The 19463-nt window shown below is 32.6% G+C and carries 21 protein-coding genes; 14 read left to right on the top strand and 7 right to left on the bottom strand.

The features are described from left to right. Positions 1 to 311 precede the first annotated feature (311 nt). The gene (locus B5X55_RS11845) at positions 312 to 926 is read right to left on the bottom strand and encodes a VIT domain-containing protein (protein WP_079512846.1); all 615 of its coding nucleotides are present in this window, start codon (positions 924 to 926) and stop codon (positions 312 to 314) included. A 194-nt stretch (positions 927 to 1120) separates the two neighbouring features. On the opposite strand from B5X55_RS11845, the gene B5X55_RS11840 reads away from it, so the two are divergent. Continuing rightward, complete coding sequence (locus tag B5X55_RS11840) at positions 1121 to 1582, top strand: pyridoxamine 5'-phosphate oxidase family protein (RefSeq protein WP_079512845.1); 462 nt, start codon at positions 1121 to 1123, stop codon at positions 1580 to 1582. A 75-nt stretch (positions 1583 to 1657) separates the two neighbouring features. Here the strand turns inward: B5X55_RS11840 and B5X55_RS11835 are convergent, their stop codons facing one another. Further along, a complete protein-coding gene (locus B5X55_RS11835) occupies positions 1658 to 2416 on the bottom strand; it encodes an RNA polymerase sigma factor (RefSeq protein WP_079512844.1) in 759 nt (252 codons plus the stop codon). A 155-nt stretch (positions 2417 to 2571) separates the two neighbouring features. Between B5X55_RS11835 and B5X55_RS11830 the strand changes: the two genes are divergently transcribed. Further along, complete coding sequence (locus B5X55_RS11830; RefSeq protein ID WP_079512843.1) at positions 2572 to 5079, top strand: cation-translocating P-type ATPase; 2508 nt, start codon at positions 2572 to 2574, stop codon at positions 5077 to 5079. A gap of 6 nt (positions 5080 to 5085) precedes the next feature. On the opposite strand, the gene upp is transcribed toward B5X55_RS11830, so the two are convergent. The 4 genes from upp to B5X55_RS11810 form a co-directional block, all read right to left on the bottom strand. Then, entirely contained in the window at positions 5086 to 5739 is a 654-nt protein-coding gene (gene upp, locus B5X55_RS11825) for a uracil phosphoribosyltransferase (RefSeq protein WP_079512842.1), read from the bottom strand. A 111-nt stretch (positions 5740 to 5850) separates the two neighbouring features. Then, positions 5851 to 6612 carry an SDR family NAD(P)-dependent oxidoreductase gene (locus B5X55_RS11820; protein WP_079512841.1) on the bottom strand — a complete coding sequence of 254 codons (762 nt, stop codon included), beginning with the start codon at positions 6610 to 6612 and terminating at the stop codon, positions 5851 to 5853. Positions 6613 to 6616: 4 nt separating this feature from the next. Further along, entirely contained in the window at positions 6617 to 7255 is a 639-nt protein-coding gene (locus B5X55_RS11815; protein ID WP_079512840.1) for a WG repeat-containing protein, read from the bottom strand. Between the two features lie 102 nt (positions 7256 to 7357). After that, the gene (locus tag B5X55_RS11810) at positions 7358 to 7759 is read right to left on the bottom strand and encodes a hypothetical protein (RefSeq protein WP_079512839.1); all 402 of its coding nucleotides are present in this window, start codon (positions 7757 to 7759) and stop codon (positions 7358 to 7360) included. A 90-nt stretch (positions 7760 to 7849) separates the two neighbouring features. Between B5X55_RS11810 and B5X55_RS11805 the strand changes: the two genes are divergently transcribed. The 5 genes from B5X55_RS11805 (at position 7850) to B5X55_RS11785 (ending at position 12731) form a co-directional block, all read left to right on the top strand. Beyond that, the gene (locus tag B5X55_RS11805) at positions 7850 to 8995 is read left to right on the top strand and encodes a PAS domain-containing sensor histidine kinase (protein ID WP_079512838.1); all 1146 of its coding nucleotides are present in this window, start codon (positions 7850 to 7852) and stop codon (positions 8993 to 8995) included. A gap of 4 nt (positions 8996 to 8999) precedes the next feature. Further along, positions 9000 to 10049, top strand: coding sequence for a response regulator (locus B5X55_RS11800; RefSeq protein WP_079512837.1), 1050 nt, complete (start codon positions 9000 to 9002; stop codon positions 10047 to 10049). 95 nt (positions 10050 to 10144) lie between these two features. Next, the gene (locus B5X55_RS11795) at positions 10145 to 10990 is read left to right on the top strand and encodes a universal stress protein (RefSeq protein WP_079512836.1); all 846 of its coding nucleotides are present in this window, start codon (positions 10145 to 10147) and stop codon (positions 10988 to 10990) included. An 18-nt stretch (positions 10991 to 11008) separates the two neighbouring features. Then, positions 11009 to 11851 (top strand): universal stress protein, encoded by an 843-nt coding sequence (locus B5X55_RS11790; protein WP_079512835.1) that lies wholly within the window; start codon positions 11009 to 11011, stop codon positions 11849 to 11851. Positions 11852 to 11888: 37 nt separating this feature from the next. Then, on the top strand, positions 11889 to 12731 hold the full coding sequence (locus B5X55_RS11785) for a universal stress protein (protein WP_079512834.1): 843 nt from the start codon (positions 11889 to 11891) through the stop codon (positions 12729 to 12731). A 39-nt stretch (positions 12732 to 12770) separates the two neighbouring features. On the opposite strand, the gene trxA is transcribed toward B5X55_RS11785, so the two are convergent. Continuing rightward, positions 12771 to 13070, bottom strand: a complete 300-nt coding sequence (trxA, locus tag B5X55_RS11780; RefSeq protein ID WP_079512989.1) for a thioredoxin — start codon at positions 13068 to 13070, stop codon at positions 12771 to 12773. A 113-nt stretch (positions 13071 to 13183) separates the two neighbouring features. On the opposite strand from trxA, the gene B5X55_RS11775 reads away from it, so the two are divergent. From B5X55_RS11775 to B5X55_RS11745, 7 genes are all read left to right on the top strand, one after another. After that, on the top strand, positions 13184 to 14020 hold the full coding sequence (locus B5X55_RS11775) for a universal stress protein (protein WP_079512833.1): 837 nt from the start codon (positions 13184 to 13186) through the stop codon (positions 14018 to 14020). A 2-nt stretch (positions 14021 to 14022) separates the two neighbouring features. Next, on the top strand, positions 14023 to 14877 hold the full coding sequence (locus tag B5X55_RS11770; protein WP_079512832.1) for a universal stress protein: 855 nt from the start codon (positions 14023 to 14025) through the stop codon (positions 14875 to 14877). A gap of 64 nt (positions 14878 to 14941) precedes the next feature. Continuing rightward, entirely contained in the window at positions 14942 to 15781 is an 840-nt protein-coding gene (locus tag B5X55_RS11765) for a universal stress protein (protein ID WP_079512988.1), read from the top strand. A gap of 22 nt (positions 15782 to 15803) precedes the next feature. Continuing rightward, positions 15804 to 16214: a hypothetical protein gene (locus B5X55_RS11760; protein WP_079512831.1), complete on the top strand. Its 411-nt coding sequence runs from the start codon at positions 15804 to 15806 to the stop codon at positions 16212 to 16214. 71 nt (positions 16215 to 16285) lie between these two features. Next, a complete protein-coding gene (locus B5X55_RS11755; RefSeq protein ID WP_079512830.1) occupies positions 16286 to 17185 on the top strand; it encodes a mechanosensitive ion channel family protein in 900 nt (299 codons plus the stop codon). Position 17186: 1 nt separating this feature from the next. After that, positions 17187 to 18032 (top strand): ATP cone domain-containing protein, encoded by an 846-nt coding sequence (locus B5X55_RS11750; protein WP_079512829.1) that lies wholly within the window; start codon positions 17187 to 17189, stop codon positions 18030 to 18032. 4 nt (positions 18033 to 18036) lie between these two features. Beyond that, positions 18037 to 19407, top strand: a complete 1371-nt coding sequence (locus B5X55_RS11745) for an MBL fold metallo-hydrolase RNA specificity domain-containing protein (protein ID WP_079512828.1) — start codon at positions 18037 to 18039, stop codon at positions 19405 to 19407. Positions 19408 to 19463: the final 56 nt, after the last annotated feature.

Raw genomic sequence — 19463 nt, 5'->3', positions numbered from 1 at the left:
AAATTGCTTCTCAAAGGATAGATATACTATGTGTACATCTTACCTCAACATATATAGTATTTATGAATGTTCTAATTACAAAAACTGTTCAGCTATAATTTATGGCATCATTCAACATCATCATTCACAGAATTCGTGACCTTAATTCTAGCTCTCTAAAAATAGACAGGGTTTTGTAACAATTATGTTAACCTTAACATAAAATATAACTAAAAATGAAGTTTTTGAGAATAATATAAAAATTGACTCAAGATTTTTTGTTTTTATGACAACGTGGAAAGGAAATCAATAATTGAATATTTATTTTTTACCTACCGATGCGTCTTATCCAGAATCTCTATAATTTCCGTTTTCTTACGGACAGATACCTGAACATTTTTGCCATTCTTGAGCATTAAATAACCAACATCTGTTTTTATGTAGGTACTTATACATTGAAGGTTTACTAAATGACTATGGTGTACACGTACAAAATCGTGGCTACTTAAAAGGTCTGCAAAATACTTTAAAGTTTTGGTTACAAATATCTTACGTTTATCTTGAAGGTGAAAAATGGTGTTATTACTATCAGATTCGCATCGTATAATGTCATATAAGGCTTTCTCATATACTTTCTGGGCTTCTTGTTTTTCATATATTTCAGCATTAACTATTCTAATGCCTATGGTCATTTGCATTTTATGTACTGTGGCTTGAGTAGAAAGTGGAAATACATATTTAGCTTCAATAGTTTGACTTCCTTCGTTCTGGTATACTTGTGTTACCCGAACATGGGCAATTATACCCGATATTTCTACGCCTGTTTTTGAAGATTTTAAAGGGATTACGGCATTTTCGGTAGATACTAACAAATATGGGCTTTTATCATTTTGAGAAAAACCTGTTAAGAAGGTTAAGTATAGTAAAATAGTGTAAAGTAATTTCATAATCGTTGTTTTAGATTAGTACTATTTAAAGTCAAATCTAACTGTGTACAATCGGTAATTATAGAGGCTTTTAGTATTCGTTGGGTATCAACTAGAATTCGTTGATTATTTAAGTTTCGTTACTACTGACCAATATCATGTGTCACTATTTCAATGATTTATAAATTTATCACATTAATAAACAACAATAGGTCATGAGAAGAAATTTGGATGAAAAGGAATGTGTAGCACTCCTTGAACAGAACTACATAGGGCGATTGGCGTATATCTCAGGAGGATTTCCTCATATTGTACCCATTACCTATTTCTACGATTCAAAAACGAATACCATTACCAGCTATTCTTCTGAAGGACATAAAATAAAGGAAATGCGTAAAAATACTTCTGTTTGCTTTGCTGCAGACGAAATAGCTTCTATCGGAAATTGGAAATCTGTTTTGGTTCAAGGTACTTATGAAGAGCTCACTCGAATAGATGCAAAACATATGTTACATGAGTTTTCGAAAGGCGTAAAAAAAGTGATTCATGAAAATTATGGTGAGAATCCAAAATATATTAGTGAGTTTTCAGCTAAAATAGATGCTGAAGATGCACCTATTGTTTTTCGTATTAAAATAACCGAATTAACTGGTAAAGTTCGAAATAATAAGAACTAGACCTTAATGACATAAGGCTTGACTAAAGAATAAAAAAAGGCTCTCATTGTTTAATGAGAGCTTTTTAATTATAGTCTAATTACTATCAATTAAGAATCGTTTCTCAATACTGTTTCTCAAAATTTTACGCGCTTTTTGTAAATCTTTCTCCACTTCACTAATCGTGGCGTCTCTAATATTTGCAATCTCATTTAAAGTAAAGCCCTCATTTGCGAAAAGCTGAAAAACCGTTCTCATGCCTAAATTCATCCTATCAAGTACCAATTGTACATGGCGTTCAATACGCTCTTTATTTAAAGAAGCATCCAATTTTTCCGCAAGTTCTTTTTCTTCATCAGTAATAAAAACATGGTCAAGTATATAGTTATCCTTATTTAAGGATTTATCATCCATTTCTTCTAGCATTACAAAATCCCCATCACCGTCTCTACTATATTTCTCTTCCATAGCATCCCATTCTGGTTTAGAATAGGTGTCTATATTCTCAAAGAACACATGATCAAACTCCTCTTCCACCAAACTGTCTTCCAGTAACTGATCTACTTTTTTAAAGAGAAAAGCATGTAGTTCATTTTCATCTTTTATTTCTGCTATATTATCATAGACTTCAATAAATAGTTGATCCGTAAAATCATTAGGATTAAACATGCCTTTATTCAATTTTCCGTTTGACACTGCACTATTTAATCTTTTAGCTACATATCGATATATTTTTGGAAGAATTTTTAAAAACTCTTTATTAAACGACTCTTGATTATTCTCACTTTTAAATGAGACCAACCTTGTATACGTTTCTTTCATTATCACTCGAATATCATTTATCTCTGTTTCCATAATTATAAACTTAAAGGATTTATTCTACTATAAAAGTGCAACCTTATTCCTGCAATTCATATGATAAATGTCAGTATACTGAAGTAGGTTTTAATCTAATTTAGTCTTAATTACGGGTTGTTTTAAAACTATATATACTATATTAACAACAGATTATGAATAGCCTAACAGATTTCGGAATTTCTGGCCTTACCGATAAAGAAGTTACTACCTCGCGAGAAAAATTTGGATCAAATATCTTTAACTACAAAAAAGAAAATAGCTTTTTAGATGCGCTTAAGAGTATTGCCAAAGAGCCCATGGTAATATTATTATTAGTCGCTTCTTCAATTTATTTCATTACCGGTAATTGGGGAGATGGTATATTCTTAGCTTCGGCCATAATACTTGTAGGATCCATATCGCTATACCAAGATTCTAGAAGTAGAAAAGCGCTTGAAAATCTTAAAAATCTTACCCACCCGAAAAGTAAAGTTATACGTAATGGTAAGGTACTAGAAATTGACAGTGAAGAGTTAGTTATTGGCGATTTCCTTATGACTGAAGAAGGAAGTACAATCTCTGCAGATGGTACCATTGTACACTCTAATGATTTTTCGGTTGATGAGTCTATTTTGACAGGAGAATCGCTGTCGATTTATAAGGACTCTAAAAGTTCTGATAATTCAATTTTTACGGGTAGTACCGTAGCCAGCGGATTGGCAATTGCACAAATTAACGCGATTGGAAATCTAACGAAACTTGGAAAAATTGGAAAAAGCCTAGAAGATATAAACGAGGAAAAAACACCCTTAGAACTAAAAATTTCAAATTTTGTAAAGTTGATGTCCATTTGGGGAGGCGTGGTTTTTTTACTGGTATGGGTAATTAACTACTTACGTTCAGGAATAATACTCGACAGTTTGTTGAAAGCCCTGACCTTGGCCATGAGTATTCTTCCAGAAGAAATTCCTGTTGCATTTACCACTTTTATGGCTTTAGGAGCTTGGCGACTTATGAAAATGGGCATTGTTGTTAAGCAAATGAAAACAGTAGAAACATTGGGTAGTGCTACCGTTATTTGTACAGATAAAACCGGAACCATTACACAGAACAAAATGGCCTTAGCTAAGCTGTTCACTTTAGAAACAGGACAGGTTGTAAATGCTGATGAAAACTTAGAAACTAATGAAAAAGACCTAGTTACTATGGCCATGTGGGCAAGTGAACCTATTCCTTTCGACCCTATGGAAATTGCACTACATAACGCATATGGTAAATCAACATCTATAGACGAACGCCCTAACTACAAGATGGTACATGAATATCCGTTAGGTGGTAAACCGCCTATGATGACCCATCTATTTGAAAATGTAGAAGGAAATCTCATCATAGCCGCAAAAGGAGCACCTGAAGCAATCTTTGCTGTATCTAATTTAACATCATTAGAAATAGATAAACTTCAAGAAACTATGTATAGTTTAGGAAAAGAAGGATATCGATTATTAGCAGTAGGCAAGGCTATTTTTACTGGTCAAGCATACCCTGAACATCAGCAAGATTTTAAATTTGACTTTAAAGGTATCGTTGCCTTTTACGACCCGCCAAAAGAAAATATACCACAAGTGCTTAAAGACTTTGAAAAAGCAGGAATACAAGTGAAATTAGTCACCGGTGACAATGCTAATACCGCAATGGCTATTGCTAAGCAAATAAACTTTAAAGGTTATGAAAAGTCTATGTCTGGTGATGAGTTAATGCAACTTTCCGATGCCGAATTGCAAGAGAAGGTAAAAGACATTAATGTCTTTTCAAGAATGTTTCCTGATGCGAAACTGAGAATCGTAAATGCACTTAAGAAAAATAATGAAGTAGTAGCGATGACTGGTGATGGAGTTAATGACGGACCAGCTTTAAAAGCCTCGCATATTGGTATTGCGATGGGTAAAAAAGGAACAGAAATAGCTAAGCAAGCCGCCTCATTAATTTTGGTCGATGATGATCTATCAAAAATGGTCGATGCCATTGCTATGGGTAGAAAAATCTACACCAACTTAAAGAAAGCGATACAGTATATCATTTCTATCCACATTCCTATAATTCTTACCGTATTTATTCCGCTAGCGTTGCGATGGGTTTATCCGAATATATTCTCTCCTTCGCACGTCATATTACTTGAATTAATTATGGGGCCAACATGTTCTATAATTTTTGAAAATGAGCCTATGGAAAAGAATTTGATGTTTAAAAAACCTAGACCTTTTTCCACCACATTTTTCAACTACAAAGAACTAACAACAAGCGTAATACAAGGACTCGCTATAACCTTAGGCGCACTTTCGGTATATCAATATTCAGTTGCAGTTGGTTTCTCAGAAAGTATCACAAGAACAATGGTTTTTATGGTTCTAATTTTCGCAAATATCTTTTTAACCTTAATCAATCGTTCTTTTTATTATTCCATTTTCACAACTATAAAATACAAAAATCCTTTGGTTCCATTAATTATTGGCATTACCCTAATACTTTCACTAATATTACTTTATATCACTCCTTTTTCTCACTTCTTTGAATTTGAAAGTCTATCCATTAATGAATTGGGAATTTCTTTTGTAGCTGGCGGATTATCAGTACTTTGGTATGAGTTAGTGAAATGGTTGAAACGCTCTAAAAATAGTGATTAAGGTATATTATAACTTTTCACCAAATGCTAAATCACCCGCATCGCCAATACCTGGCAATATATAACCTCGTGAATTTAATTCTAGATCAACGGAGGCTATCCATAAATGGGTATACTCTGGAAAGATTTTATCTATATACTCAATACCCTGCTGAGACCCAATCACCGAGATAATATGAATTGCGGATGGAGTTCCATGCTCTTTCAAGGCCAATAGTACATTTTCTAAAGTTCTACCAGTTGCTAACATTGGGTCTGTTAAGATTAAGACCTTACCCTCTAAAGATGGTGCTGCAAAATATTTTACTATTACTTCAAAATTATCTTCATTGCCTTCATGTTTACGAAAAGCAGAAATAAAACCATTCTCGGCAGTATCAAAATAATTCAGAAGTCCTTGATGAAGTGGCAAACCAGCCCTTAGAATTGAACAGATTACCAATTGATCTTGGTTTAGCTTCATTTCCTTACTGCCTAATGGTGTTTCTACCATTGCCGGACTATATTCCAATTCTTTACTGAATTCATACCCAAGAACCTCCCCTATCCGTTCAATATTTCGTCGAAAACGCATAGCATCTTTTTGAACTTGCGAATCACGTATTTCTGAAATAAACTGATTAAGAACTGAATTTTCCTCTCCTAAATTATGAATTATCATGAATGCTAATTTTATTTCTAAAGTACCATTTTAAATACAAAACTTGAATATATCAATGAAACCATTCATATACTCAAGTCTTATATTATTTACGTTTTTGTAGATTACCGTTTAGGCATTCAGCATACCACCATCAATTAGATGTTTACATCCCGTAATGAATTTACTTTCATCAGACGCCAAAAACAATGCATATTCACCAATCTCTTTTGAAGTAGCATATCGCCCAAAAGGCACGGCTGCCGTAAAACCATCTTTAACAGCATCTGGGCTTTCGGGAGACATATCACTTTCTATTCTGCGCATCATATCATTATCTACTGGGCCAGGATGAATGGTATTCACTCGTATTTTTCGTCTTGCATTTTCGGCAGCAGCAACTTTCATAACACCTACAACTGCATGTTTTGTGGCAACATATGCGCCTAAACCAACAAATCCCTTAAGACCCGCAACTGAAGATGTGATGATGACACTACCACCCTCCTCCATTTTCGGTATAACATATTGACAACCTAACCAAACACCTTTTAAATTCACGGCTATTACTTTATCAAATATATCTTCGGGGTAATCAGCTATTGGTCTTGACACCCCTTCTATACCGGCATTAGCGAAAAAGATATCTATTTTTCCAAAGGTTTTTAAAGAATGATTCAAAAACTTAATTGTATCCTCCTTTTTAGAAACATCTGCCTGAAAATAGGATACATTCTTGTTATCTAACAGAGCACGTGATTTTTCAATAGCTTCCTTATTGTTATCCACAAGAACAACCTTAGCACCTTGCTCTAAAAATAGATTTGCTGTAGCTAAACCTATACCACCTGTGCCACCGGTAATTACCGCTACCTTATTTTTTAATCGTCCCATCTTTTTATTTTTTCTCTATTAAACTCTTAATTGTCCATCCGTTATCGGGAGTGTGCAGTGCAACAAGTCCGGTACTTATAAGCTTGGCATTGATAGTAGGTGTTGTATATCTTCTTATAGTCATTAAAATATGATCTCTATTTTCAAAATAATCAGTTATTTCCCCAGATGTGCTAACCTTCACATCAAAGAATTTATATTCATAAATATCTAATTTAAATTCGTTTTCACCCTTAACAGTCTTATCTAATAACACACCTGTGGTATATCCATCCTTAAAAGGATATATATTTAAAAACTGCGGCTTAATTACAACTGCACCAGTTTTATCAATAAAACCATATACTGGTACACCATCTTCTACGGTTTGCTTAATAAGGCATAAGCCTTCATTGAACATGGGGAATTGTACACCTAATACATCTTTTTTAGTTACGTCAACTTTTGGGTTCGTGTAAATGTCATCTCTAAATTCAATTACCAGTTTGCCTTCTTCGTTAATGAAACCCCATTGTTGACCTTTGCGTACTGCTGCCAAGCCTTCACTAAAAGGAGCTATTTCATCAATATTTTGTAAAACCTGTGCCGATATGGGTAGTGCCACCAATATGGTAAATACCCATAGAAATATTCTTTTTTTCATGATTTCTATATTTAAATTGTTCAACTAAAGTAGGCTGTTGATTATCAAATTACTATGACCAATATCAGTCTTCAATTTTGAATAAGGAATGATTGAATTGGTTTATCTAAATAAGATTTCAATTTTGGAAAGAAGTATCAACTCTGCCTTATTTTTACCTGCAAAGGCATTTGCCATTGCAGTGGCTGTATCTAAAGTCAACCTTTTTATATCAGGTGTAAACATCTTCACATGTTCCTTATAAAACTCCTTAAACTGATCAAAACAATCGTCAGCTTCTTTTTCATACTCTAAACACCAGTCAAAAGTAGTTTCAATCCTAAAGGCTGCATCTGAACCATATTCATCTTCAATAGCATCAATATCTAACCAATAACTACGAATGTATGATCGTAAATGATCAACCTCCTTTATATGCACCGTACCATCTATACTTGCCATAGCATAGAACAACTTCCCTAAATTCTCATAAAGCTCAATACCAAATTTTTGTGAGTTTACCATATCTTAAAAATTGAAATTAATATTTTGAAAAATTACTTTTAAAATATCAACTTTATTATGATAATTATCAGTTAAGGATTATATTTAAACATGAACGTTTTTGAAAAAAATAGTGATATTTTCAATTTATTGTCTGAAGGAATTTCTGAGGGTATTATTTTAGTGAATATCAAACAACAAATTGTTTCTACAAATTCTTCTGCCGAGGAAATGTTCGGTTATGATAAAGATGAACTCATCGGTAAATCATTAGACTGTATAATTCCAAAACGATATCATGATAAACACGAAGGGCACTTTTCTAGTTTTATAGAAAAGAGTGAAAAAAGAAAAATGGGTAATGGCCGTGATTTAAGTGGTCTACGTAAAAATGGGGAGGAATTTCCTGTAGAAGCGGGCTTAAATCCTTTTAAACTTTATGGTAGCTCTTATATAATGGCCCTTATCACCGATATTACCGAACGTAGAAATTATACTCAAAAACTTGAAAAAACTGTTCAGGAACGTACCAAACAATTAACAAATGCCTTAGTAAAAGAAAAGGAGCTCAATGAGCTCAAAACAAGATTTTTATCTTTGGTTTCACATGAGTTTAAAACACCTTTGAGTAGTATACTCACCTCATCAACCTTACTCTCAAAATACACAGAAACCGAGCAACAAGAAAAACGTGATAAACACGTAAATACAATTAAAACCAAAGTAAGGCAGTTAAATACAATTCTCAATGACTTTCTTTCTGTTGAACGCCTAGAATTGGGTAAGGTCAATTATTCTATTGAAGAATTTCCGTTAAGCAGATTAGTTAATGAAGTTGTATATGATGCCAATATGCTATTAAAAACTGGGCAAAATATTCGTTACCCAGACAATATAGATGAGGTGCTTATTACCTTTGATGAAAAAACTTTAGCCTTGGCACTCTCCAATTTACTGCATAATGCTGTTAAATATTCGTCTGAAGACTCCATTATTAAAATTCTTTTTAAAGTGGAAAAAGAATTCTTGATTTTGGAAGTTATAGATGAGGGTATAGGCATACCCGAAGAACAACAAAAACATATATTCGACCGCTATTTTAGGGCTGAAAATGCCTTATTAATTCAAGGCACTGGTATTGGTCTTAATATAGTGAAGCAGCATCTTGAAAATTTAGGAGCTATTTTGACTTTTATAAGTGAAGAAAATATAGGTTCCACATTTACTATACAAATTCCTAAGGCATCAAAAATATAAAATAATGAAAACCATTTTACTAATAGAAGACGACCGTGCGCTACGCGAGAATACTGCAGAATTACTGGAACTCTCTAATTATAAAGTACTCACTGCACCTAATGGTAAAATAGGAATAGCGATTGCTAAAGAAAATTTGCCTGATGTTATCATATCTGACATTATGATGCCAGAAGTAGACGGTTACGGTGTATTAAAAGAATTGTCTAACGACGAGCAAACCAAAAACATCCCTTTTATATTCCTTTCTGCAATAACGGAACATAAATCTGTTAGGAAAGGAATGGACTTAGGGGCAGACGATTATCTTACTAAACCTTTTGAAGAAGAAGATTTAATGAGTGCGATTGAAAGTAGATTGGCAAAAGCAGAATTATTACGGTTAGGAAATGATAATGAAAATTCACTAACTGATAACCCTGATGAGATTGGCAATCTTAACCAACTTAAAAACTATTTCGATGATAACGGGGAAATTATAAAAGTTAAAGAAGGAGACACCATTTATGAAGAGGGAGCTCGATCAATTAATGTTTACCTTATTTTAAAAGGTATTGTTAAATGCCATACCATGGATCAAGATGGTAAGGAACTTATTACAACCTTATATAATGCAGATGATTTTCTAGGGTTCGCTTCTTTAATGAACAATGCTCTTTATCAAGAATCGGCTACCGCCTTAGAACCAGTAGAGCTGGCAGCAATAACGAAGGAACAGCTAAATACAATTGTTTCAGAAAACCATATCATTCCCTTAGAATTGATGGCTCTTTTATCTGATAATATTTCAGATATTAAACATCAACTTTTACAAATGGCATATAGTTCGGTTCGCAAAAAAACTGCTCAAACCTTATTACAATTTGCTGAAATCATGAATAAAGATACTTCTGAGCCTATAAAAATATCTCGGGCTGATCTTGCTAGTGTTGCAGGTATCGCTACTGAAAGTCTAATTAGAACATTATCAGGCTTTAAGAAAGAAGGCCTCATTGAAATTGAAGGGAGAAACATACGCATAAAAGAACTTAAGGTTCTTAAATATGTCACCTAATCTGCACTAATATTTCTTGTCTCATATTGACCGCATGATATATATCATAGGTTTTCTTTTTGTCCTCAGATACTTTTAGGGTACAAAAATAAACTATGAAACACATTCTTATTCCTACTGATTTTTCAAGTAATGCGAATCATGCTATATCGTACGCTCTAAATCTTTTTAAATGTGAGCGCACCAATTTTTATTTTATTCATGCTTATGCAGATGAAGTTTATGGTCCTTTTCATAATGTAAATAATGATACTTTTGAAAAAGAAAAACAAGCCATAGGTAAAAATTGTGAGAATGAATTAAGCAAACTTGTGAATGAAGTTAAAGAGCGAACCCAAAATCCGCTACATCATTACGAAGCAATCACTTCATTTGAATGGTTGGTAGATGCTGTCAATAATTTTGTAAACATCAAAAATATTGACCTGATGATTATGGGTACAAAAGGTAAAACCGCCAGCTCTAGCATAACCTTCGGTAGTAATACAGTTCAAGTATTTAAATATGTAAAATGTCCGGTTTTAGCAATTCCAGATGAGTATGAATACACCCAACCAAAAAAGATTCTTTTCCCTAGCAACTACATGTTACCCTACAAAAGAAGAGAACTTAAACTTTTAGATACACTATCAGCACAATTTAAAGCACAAGTACACAGCTTATATATTTCTGATTTTGAAGATTTAAGTCTAAGACAATTAGATAATAAGAAGTTATTAGAAGAATGCTTACCAAGTGCCATGCTATCTTTTGTTATGACCGCTGTAGAAAATAGAGCTAAAGCTATTATGACCTATATTAATGAAAATGATATGGATCTTTTGGTTATGGTTAATTCTAGACATTCATTTCTAGAAGATATGCTGTACCGTTCTACGATTGATGAAATAGGACTAACACCTACTGTCCCATTTTTAGTAATGCAAAATTTACCTCGGTAATCTTAAAAAAAAAATCAAATGAAGAAGATAGTATTAACAACAGATTTTTCAGAAAATGCCTGGAATGCGATTTTTACAGCTTTAAAAATATATGCCGATGTAGACTGTCATTTTTTCCTTTTGCATGCATATGAGCCCTCTACATTAAACTTATTGGGAACTAAAAGCCAACAACGATTAGGCGTAATTTATGATTCACTTTCAAAGCATTCTGAACAAGAATTAGAGGAAATGTTCAAATATTTTGAGATTAACCATAAAAACCCAAAACATAAATTTACCACGATATCAAAATCTGAGACTTTAGAGGAAGCCGTTAAGGAAATAGTTAGCCAGAATGATGTTGATATATTAATGATGGGTACACAAGGCGCAACTGGCGCTAAGGAGGTTTTCTTAGGAAGCAATACGGTGAAAGTATTAAAGACAATAAAAAACATTCCAATTTTCGCTATACCAAGTGGTTTCAATTTTCAAAAACTGCGTACTATAATTTTTGCTACTGACTTCACTAAACCATTCAATAAGAATGAGTTAAACCAAATTATAGAACTCGCCATTCTATGGAAAACTCAAATAGAAATTGTTCATGTGGCCATAGAATTTAATTTGAACGATACCCAAAATACCAACAAGGCTATATTAAAGGAAAGGTTTGCAGGGTTAGATTATCAATTTAAAAATGTACCGTTTGAAATTAGTATATCTCATAGTATAGATGCCTATGTTGGCAATAAAGATTCGTGTATTCTAAGTATTATTCGTCATCAACATACCTTCTGGGAAAAAATAATAGGAGAAGCAGTTATAAAAAAAATAGCGTTTCATTCTAATATTCCCGTGATCTTTTTACCGCAATAAACTTTAAACTCTTTTTCTATTACTAATAAATATTACAATGAAAAATATATTAATCCCTACTGATTTTTCAGAAAACGCATGGAACGCTTTACTTTATGGAATTTCGTTTTTCAAAAAAACACATTGTACCTTTCATATTGTACATATAAATTCTGTAAACACCAATGTAAGCGGAGAGACTGCTATGTTTATTTCGCCAGAGGTTTTAGAAGAAAGTTTATTAGTAGAAAGCAAAGAGAAGCTTCATAAATTAATGAGCAAAATAGAGCATTTACCCTTAAATGTAAAACATGAGTTTAAACCTCTAGCGCTTTATGGTTTTTTAACCGACCACATAAAATCGCAAGTCAAAGAAAAACAAATAGATCTGATTATTATGGGCACGAAAGGTGCAACTGGATTAAAATCAGTATCTATTGGTAGTAACACCGGCGATGTAATTACAAAAGTACCTTGTACAGTTTTGGCTGTACCTGAACACGCGGTTTATTCTAGCATTAAAGAAATAGGCTTCCCGTCAGATTTTCAAATAACGTATGACCATAAAATTTTAGAAACTCTAAAAGATGTTCTATTACTTAAAAAATCTGCTTTACGATTACTTTATATATCTCTTAGAAATGAAAAATTGAGCCCTATTCAAGAAAACAACAAAAGAATTTTAATGGAACATTATAAAGATATTGAATGTTCATTTCACGTAGTTACGGGCAAGAAAATTGATGATTCTATTCAGTGTTTTACAGAAAGTAGAAATCTTGATATGTTGGTTATGGTTGCTAAAAATCTTAATTTCTTAGAACGCATTTTATTTAGACCTACAGTAGAAAGAATAAGTTATCACACTAAAGTACCCTTTCTTGTTATTCACGAGTCTTAAAATGATTTTTGCCTAATTTTAGTTGCTTTAATACTTAATTTAGGCAAATTCTATTATAGCTTTTTTGATATCGTTTTTTTGAATCATGCCCGATTGTCGCCATAGTGGTTCGCCATTTTTAAATATCAATAGCGTAGGTAAACTTTTAATTTTATATCTGCGAGAGAGTTTTTTTTTGGCTTCAACATCTATTTCTACTACGTTTAAACTTTCACCCATCTCCTCTTCAATTTGTTCAAGAATTGGCGTCATTAATTTGCATGGGGTACACCAATTTGCATAAAAGTGTACTAATGAAGGTATTTCTGAATTTATATTTTTTTTGAAACTCTTTTTCATAGGGTGCTTTTTGGTTATTAATAATAGATAATTTCTTAAGTACCGAACCTGACGAATATCATTCCGTAATTCATCAACTGTACTTAATTTCATTTCATTAAATAAATAAGATTATGACACGTATTTTATTACCTACAGATTTTTCTAAAAACTCGTTAACTGCCATACGTTACGCACTAAATCTATATAAAGATATAAAATGTACTTTTTATCTATTGAATAGCTATATGCCACCTGTTTATCATACAGAGTACCTCATGGGTAGCCCTGCACAAATAGGTCTTGGAGATATCGTTCAAGAAAATTCAATGAATAATCTTGATAACTTAAAGAAAAAATTAGAAAAAGATTTTGAAAACCCTTTGCACACTTTTATAACCCACTCTGCTTTAAATGTACTTTCTAGTGAAGTAACAAGAACTGTTGAGGCAGAAGATATCGATATCGTAATTATGGGCACACAAGGTGCGACTGGGGCGAAAGAAATATTATTTGGTACTAATACAGTGCACGTCATTAAAAATTCTAAATGTCCTGTTTTGGTAATTCCCTCTGGCTTTGAATATGAAGCTCCAGGACAGATACTTTTTCCGAACGACTTTGAAGTTGAGTTAAACAAAAATAGTTTATCGCAATTATTAAAAATCGTTAATACGCATGTATCTCAAGTAAATGTTATGCATGTTTATACAGGTGATGACCTCAACCCAGTTCAATTAAAACATAAAGAAAAGCTTGAAAAAGTGTTATCGAAAAATGCCTTATTCCATGAAGTATCGAGCAATGAAATTATTGCTGCGATAAATACTTTTCAAGTGAAGCAAAAAATTAATTTATTGGTAATGGTTCAAAATAAACACACTTTTTTTGAACGTCTATTTATTGAGCCCGTAATTAAAAAAATAGGTTTTCATGTTACCGTTCCTTTTATGGTAATACCACAATTATAATTATGGAAATTAAAAACATTCTTGTGGCAACCGATTTTTCAAATGAGGCATATAATGCGCTCTTTTACGCTACACAAATTTTTGCGTCGAAGAAATGTACTTTTCATATTATGCATATATATGATGACCTTAATGCAGCGTCAAGCCCTAGAAATGTATTATTTGTAGGTAAAAAAGAACTATTAAAATTGCGAACTACATCTCAAGAAAATCTTACTGAAACAGTTCATAAAATTGTTCTCGACACAGGCAACAAACTACACAAGTTCAATACAATATCTAGCAAAGGAACTATATCTAGTATTATTTCTCAAACTATAGATAATCTTCAAATAGACCTAATTGTAATGGGTAACAAAGGAAAAACTGGCGCGAAAGAATTGTTCATGGGTAGTAACACCATTAGAATAGCTAATACTATTACACAATGCCCTATACTAGCCGTACCAAAGGAGATTGCTTATCGGCCAATTGATGAAATTGCCTTTATTACCGACTATAAAAAAGGTTGTACCAAAAACACCTTAGCAATGCTTTTATCGATTGCTTCAATTTCTAAAGCCGCCATAAGGGTATTACATATCAACGAAGAGGAAATAATGAACCCTATTCAGGTTTCCAATAAAAAATTATTGAAAACCTGTTTAGCAAAAACCCAACATAGTTTTGATGATATCTGGAATTATTCAGATAAGGCCAATATAATTCATGATTTTTTAACTCAGCAAGACATTAAAATGTTTGCAATGGCCTATCACAGAAGAAATTTCTTTGAACGACTATTACACGAACCTGTTGTAATGGATTTAAGTATTTATGCTACAATACCGTTTTTAATACTGCCTATTCAAGACTGATATTTATCATAGTTATTTATCAGATTGAACAATATATTTAATGAATAATGTAACTATGCTAACTATGAATAAACGTATTCTTATACCAACAGATTTTTCCAAGAATGCATTGAATGCTATTCGTTATACCATTGATTTATATGCCAAATTAAATTGTGATTTCTATTTTTTGAATGTATATGATTTTGAAAAATATACTACCAACAGTTTAAACATTCCTGCAGAAGGAAGCGCTGAATTTGAACTCGCAAAAGCAGCTTCTGAAAAGAATTTTGTAAAATTATTAGATAGCATTGCATTGCATAACGAAAACCCTAAACACAATTATTATACTAAATCTACTTACGGTTTCTTATCTGATGCTATCAAAAAATTGATAGCGGAAAAAGATATTGAATTGGTTGCCATGGGTACTAAAGGAGCTACAGGATCAAAAGGCGTACTTTTTGGCAGCAACACGGTAATGGCTATGGAAAAAATAAGGGAATGTCCTGTATTGGCCATCCCAGAAAATATATCATTTCAAGCTCCAAAAGAAATTGTTTTTCCGACGGACTATAAAGATTCCTTTAAAAGAGCAGAGTTAAATTATCTTATTGAAATAGGAAAGATGCACAATGCTGAAATTGCCATCTTACATTTAAATAAGAAAAAAGAGCTTTCTGAAACTCAATTAGAAAATCAGCAATTACTAAAAAGCATTTTAGACGAGGTTAACTATAACTTTTATACATTATCAGAAAGTCATTTAGGCAAAGGAATACAAACTTTTGTCGAGAGTAGAAATAGTGACATGGTCGCTTTTATTAACCGTAAACATCTATTTTTTGGTAGTGTATTTTCAAGACCACTTGTAAAAGAAATTGGCTATGATAGTAAAGTGCCCATATTGGCACTTCACTAATATTAATCTTAAAACTTAAAATATGAAAAAAGTAGGTATTTGGATGGATAGTAAACATGCACATATTATTCGTCTGGCACAAGAAGAAGAAACATTGGAAACCATAAATTCTGACATTGAATTCTTCAATAGAACAGGTACTGGTGGTACTCGTGTAAAATCTGGCGTTACACAAGATGTAACCCATGAAAGAAAATATTTAGAAAAAGAAAAAGCCCAGTTTAAAAACTATTTTAATTCTATAGCGGAAGCCGTTGTCGATTGTGATGAATTAATGATTTTTGGGCCTGCTGATATTAATGAAAAATTTAAAAAGGAATTATCAGAACATCGCAAATCGTTATTTGGCAAGCTAAAAGCAGTTGAGAAAGCAGATAGCATGACCGAAAATCAAACGAAGGCCTATGTTAGAAATTATTTTAGACATAAATAGTTGGTTGGTTAATGTCTAAAATCGAAACCGTCAAAGAAGTTATTTCATTGGCGGTTTTTTAAAATTAAATTATGGATTCACTTTTACAGTTCTTTGAAAATCCGATGGTCATTAAAGTGGCTAAATTAATCATGTGGATCTTATTCATCATCATAATCATTGGGCTAGTTAGAAAAACACTAAAAAAAAGAATTGATAATATATCTATTAGATATAAAGCTCAAAAGGGTGTAGAAATTATTGGATATGTACTTATCATATTTTTAATTTTAATGGCCATTACTATAGATAGCTTAAAAGATTATACCATTATAATAGGCCTGTTTACTGCGGGTATCACTTTTACACTTCAAGAATTAATACTAAGTATAGCCGGATCATTTTATATTTTCTTCGTTCGAGTCTATAAGCCTGGTGACCGAATTGAGATTAATAATATTAAAGGGGATGTAATAGATATCGACAGTATTTATACCACGATTATGGAAATGGGTGAATGGGTAAGTAGCGATAATTATTCGGGTAGAATTGTTAAAATCAGCAATGCCTTTGTTTTTAAGGGCCCTATCAAAAATTATTCTATGGACTTCCCTTTCGTTTGGGATGAACTGAATATACTTATCACCTACGGTTCTGATACTGAACTTGCAAAAACTATACTAATGAATAGTGCTACTGAACTTTTATCAGATTACACTGAAAAATCTAAGGCAAAATGGGAAGAGATGGTAGAACATTACTATATAGAAAACGCAACCATAGAACCTACAATAGCAATGAGTCTAACCGATAACTGGATTCAATTAAATGTAAGATACATTACAGATTATAAACGTAGAAGAAATACAAAACATACCCTTTTTCAACATATAGAAAAAGCTATATTAAAAACGAATGGCAAAGTAAACTTGGCTTCTACTACGTTACAATTACTTCAAATACCGCCAATAGATATTAATTTAAAAAAGTAATATGGATACCTACAATACTATCGATATCATAAAATCTTCAGGACAAAAAGTAAAATTTTCGTTAGATAAGCTACGTAATTCTTTAAAACATAGCGGTGCAAATCATGAGTTAGTAGAAGAAATTGTCGGGAAAGTCTATGATGAACTTTATGAAGGTATAACTACCAATGAAATTTACAATAGAGCTTACTCCCTACTTAAAAAAAACAAATCCGTTTATGCCTCAAAATATAAACTTAAGAAGGCAATTTATGAATTGGGACCTACTGGTTTTCCGTTCGAACGTTTTGTTGGTGCAATTTTACAATACTCGGGGTATAACGTTGAAGTAAATATCGTTTTAAATGGTGCGTGTGTTACCCATGAAATTGATGTAGTGGCTGAGAAAAATAATACGGTTACAATAATAGAATGCAAATTTCATAATGAAGAAGGTCGAAACTGTAATGTAAAAGTACCGCTGTACATTCATTCTAGATATAATGATGTAAAAGCTCATTGGGAAACTAATAGTAATAATACCAAACCTCTTAATAAAGGATGGGTAGTTACCAATACTCGATTCACCGAAGATGCAATTAAGTATGGAAAATGTGCCGACCTCTACCTTTTAAGCTGGGACCACCCCATTAATGATGGACTTAAAGATAGAATTGACCGATTAAGCCTTTACCCTATTACAGTCTCTAGTTTACTATCTAATAGAGAAAAGCAATTTTTACTAAGTAGAAATGTAGTCTTATGTCGACAACTCATAAAAGATAAATTCTTTCTGGACCATTTAGGCATATCCAATACTAGAAAAACAAAAATTTTAGATGAGATAGAACAACTCTGTAAATCTTAATACTATGAAAAAAGTTAGCATAAAATTTTTAGGTGCATCAGGTACGGTTACTGGATCTAAATTCTATATAGAAACACCTGAAATAAATATACTTATAGATTGTGGAATGTTTCAAGGACTTAAAGAGTTACGTGAAATAAATTGGGAACCACTACCTATCGATGTCAGCAAAATAGATGTTGTTCTATTAACGCATGGCCATTTAGACCATACGGGCTATTTACCGCGTTTAGTGAAAGAAGGATTTAAGGGCAGCATTTTGGCTACAGAACCTACCTTGGCAATTGCACGTATAATTTTACTCGACAGTGCTAAAATTCAAGAAGAGCAAGCTAAAAAGGCAAATGAAGAAGGGTATTCTAAACACCCTGTTGCTCTACCTTTTTACGATCTTAGAGAAGCTGAAAACACCATTAAGTTATTCTCAGGGTGCAAAAAGGATGATTGGATCGAGCTTTCAGAAAATAAACGATTTCAGTTTAAATATAATGGCCATATTATTGGTTCAACTTTTATACATCTTGAAATGTTCGAGAAGGTCTTCGTTTTTTCAGGTGATGTTGGTAGATTAAATGATGAGCTTTTATCCCCGCCAGAAAGACCAAAATGGGCAGATTATCTTTTCTTAGAAAGCACCTATGGCAATAAATTACATCCTGAGGAAAATATTACCGAGGTTTTAAGCAATCTTATTCAAAAAACTATAAATGACAGAGGAACCTTGATTATACCTTCCTTTGCAGTTGAACGTCTACAATTGCTTATGTATTTATTATGGCAAATGTATAAGAAGAACAAAATACCCAATATTCCAATTTTCATTGATAGTCCTATGGGTAATAATGTACTCAATGTATTTCAGCAATATCCAGATTGGCACAATTTATCGATGAACGAATTTGAAGCTATGTGCAACCATGTTACCATAATTACATCATACGCAGATACTTGGAAAACTATAGACGACCCCAGGCCTAAAATCGTCATTGCTGGTAGTGGTATGGTAACTGGCGGCAGGGTTCTCACCTACCTTAAACAGTTAGTTGATGAGCCTAAAACAAATGTACTATTAGTTGGTTACCAAGCTGAAGGCACAAGAGGTAGACAATTATTGGAAGGTACACATGAACTTAAGATATTCGGAAAATATTATCCGGTAAAAGCTAGTATTCATTTAATAGAAAGTCTGTCTGCTCATGCAGACCAAGCAGAACTTTTACATTGGATAGATGATATCAAAAATGTACCTGAACAAGTTTATTTAATTCATGGTGAACCAGGTGCCCTAGATGCTTTCAAAGTAAAAATTAGAGATACTAAGGGTTGGGAATGCCACATACCAAAATTAAACGAAACCATAGATTTATGGTTATAACTTCTTCATGATAAGTAATTCCTTATTCATTAATTAACAACTGACCATTATCATAT

It is taken from the genome of Maribacter arcticus (assembly GCF_900167935.1).
In the GTDB taxonomy this organism is placed as follows: domain Bacteria; phylum Bacteroidota; class Bacteroidia; order Flavobacteriales; family Flavobacteriaceae; genus Maribacter; species Maribacter arcticus.
Note: the sequence above shows the minus strand (reverse complement) of the source record. Positions and strands in the feature narration are given on the sequence as shown.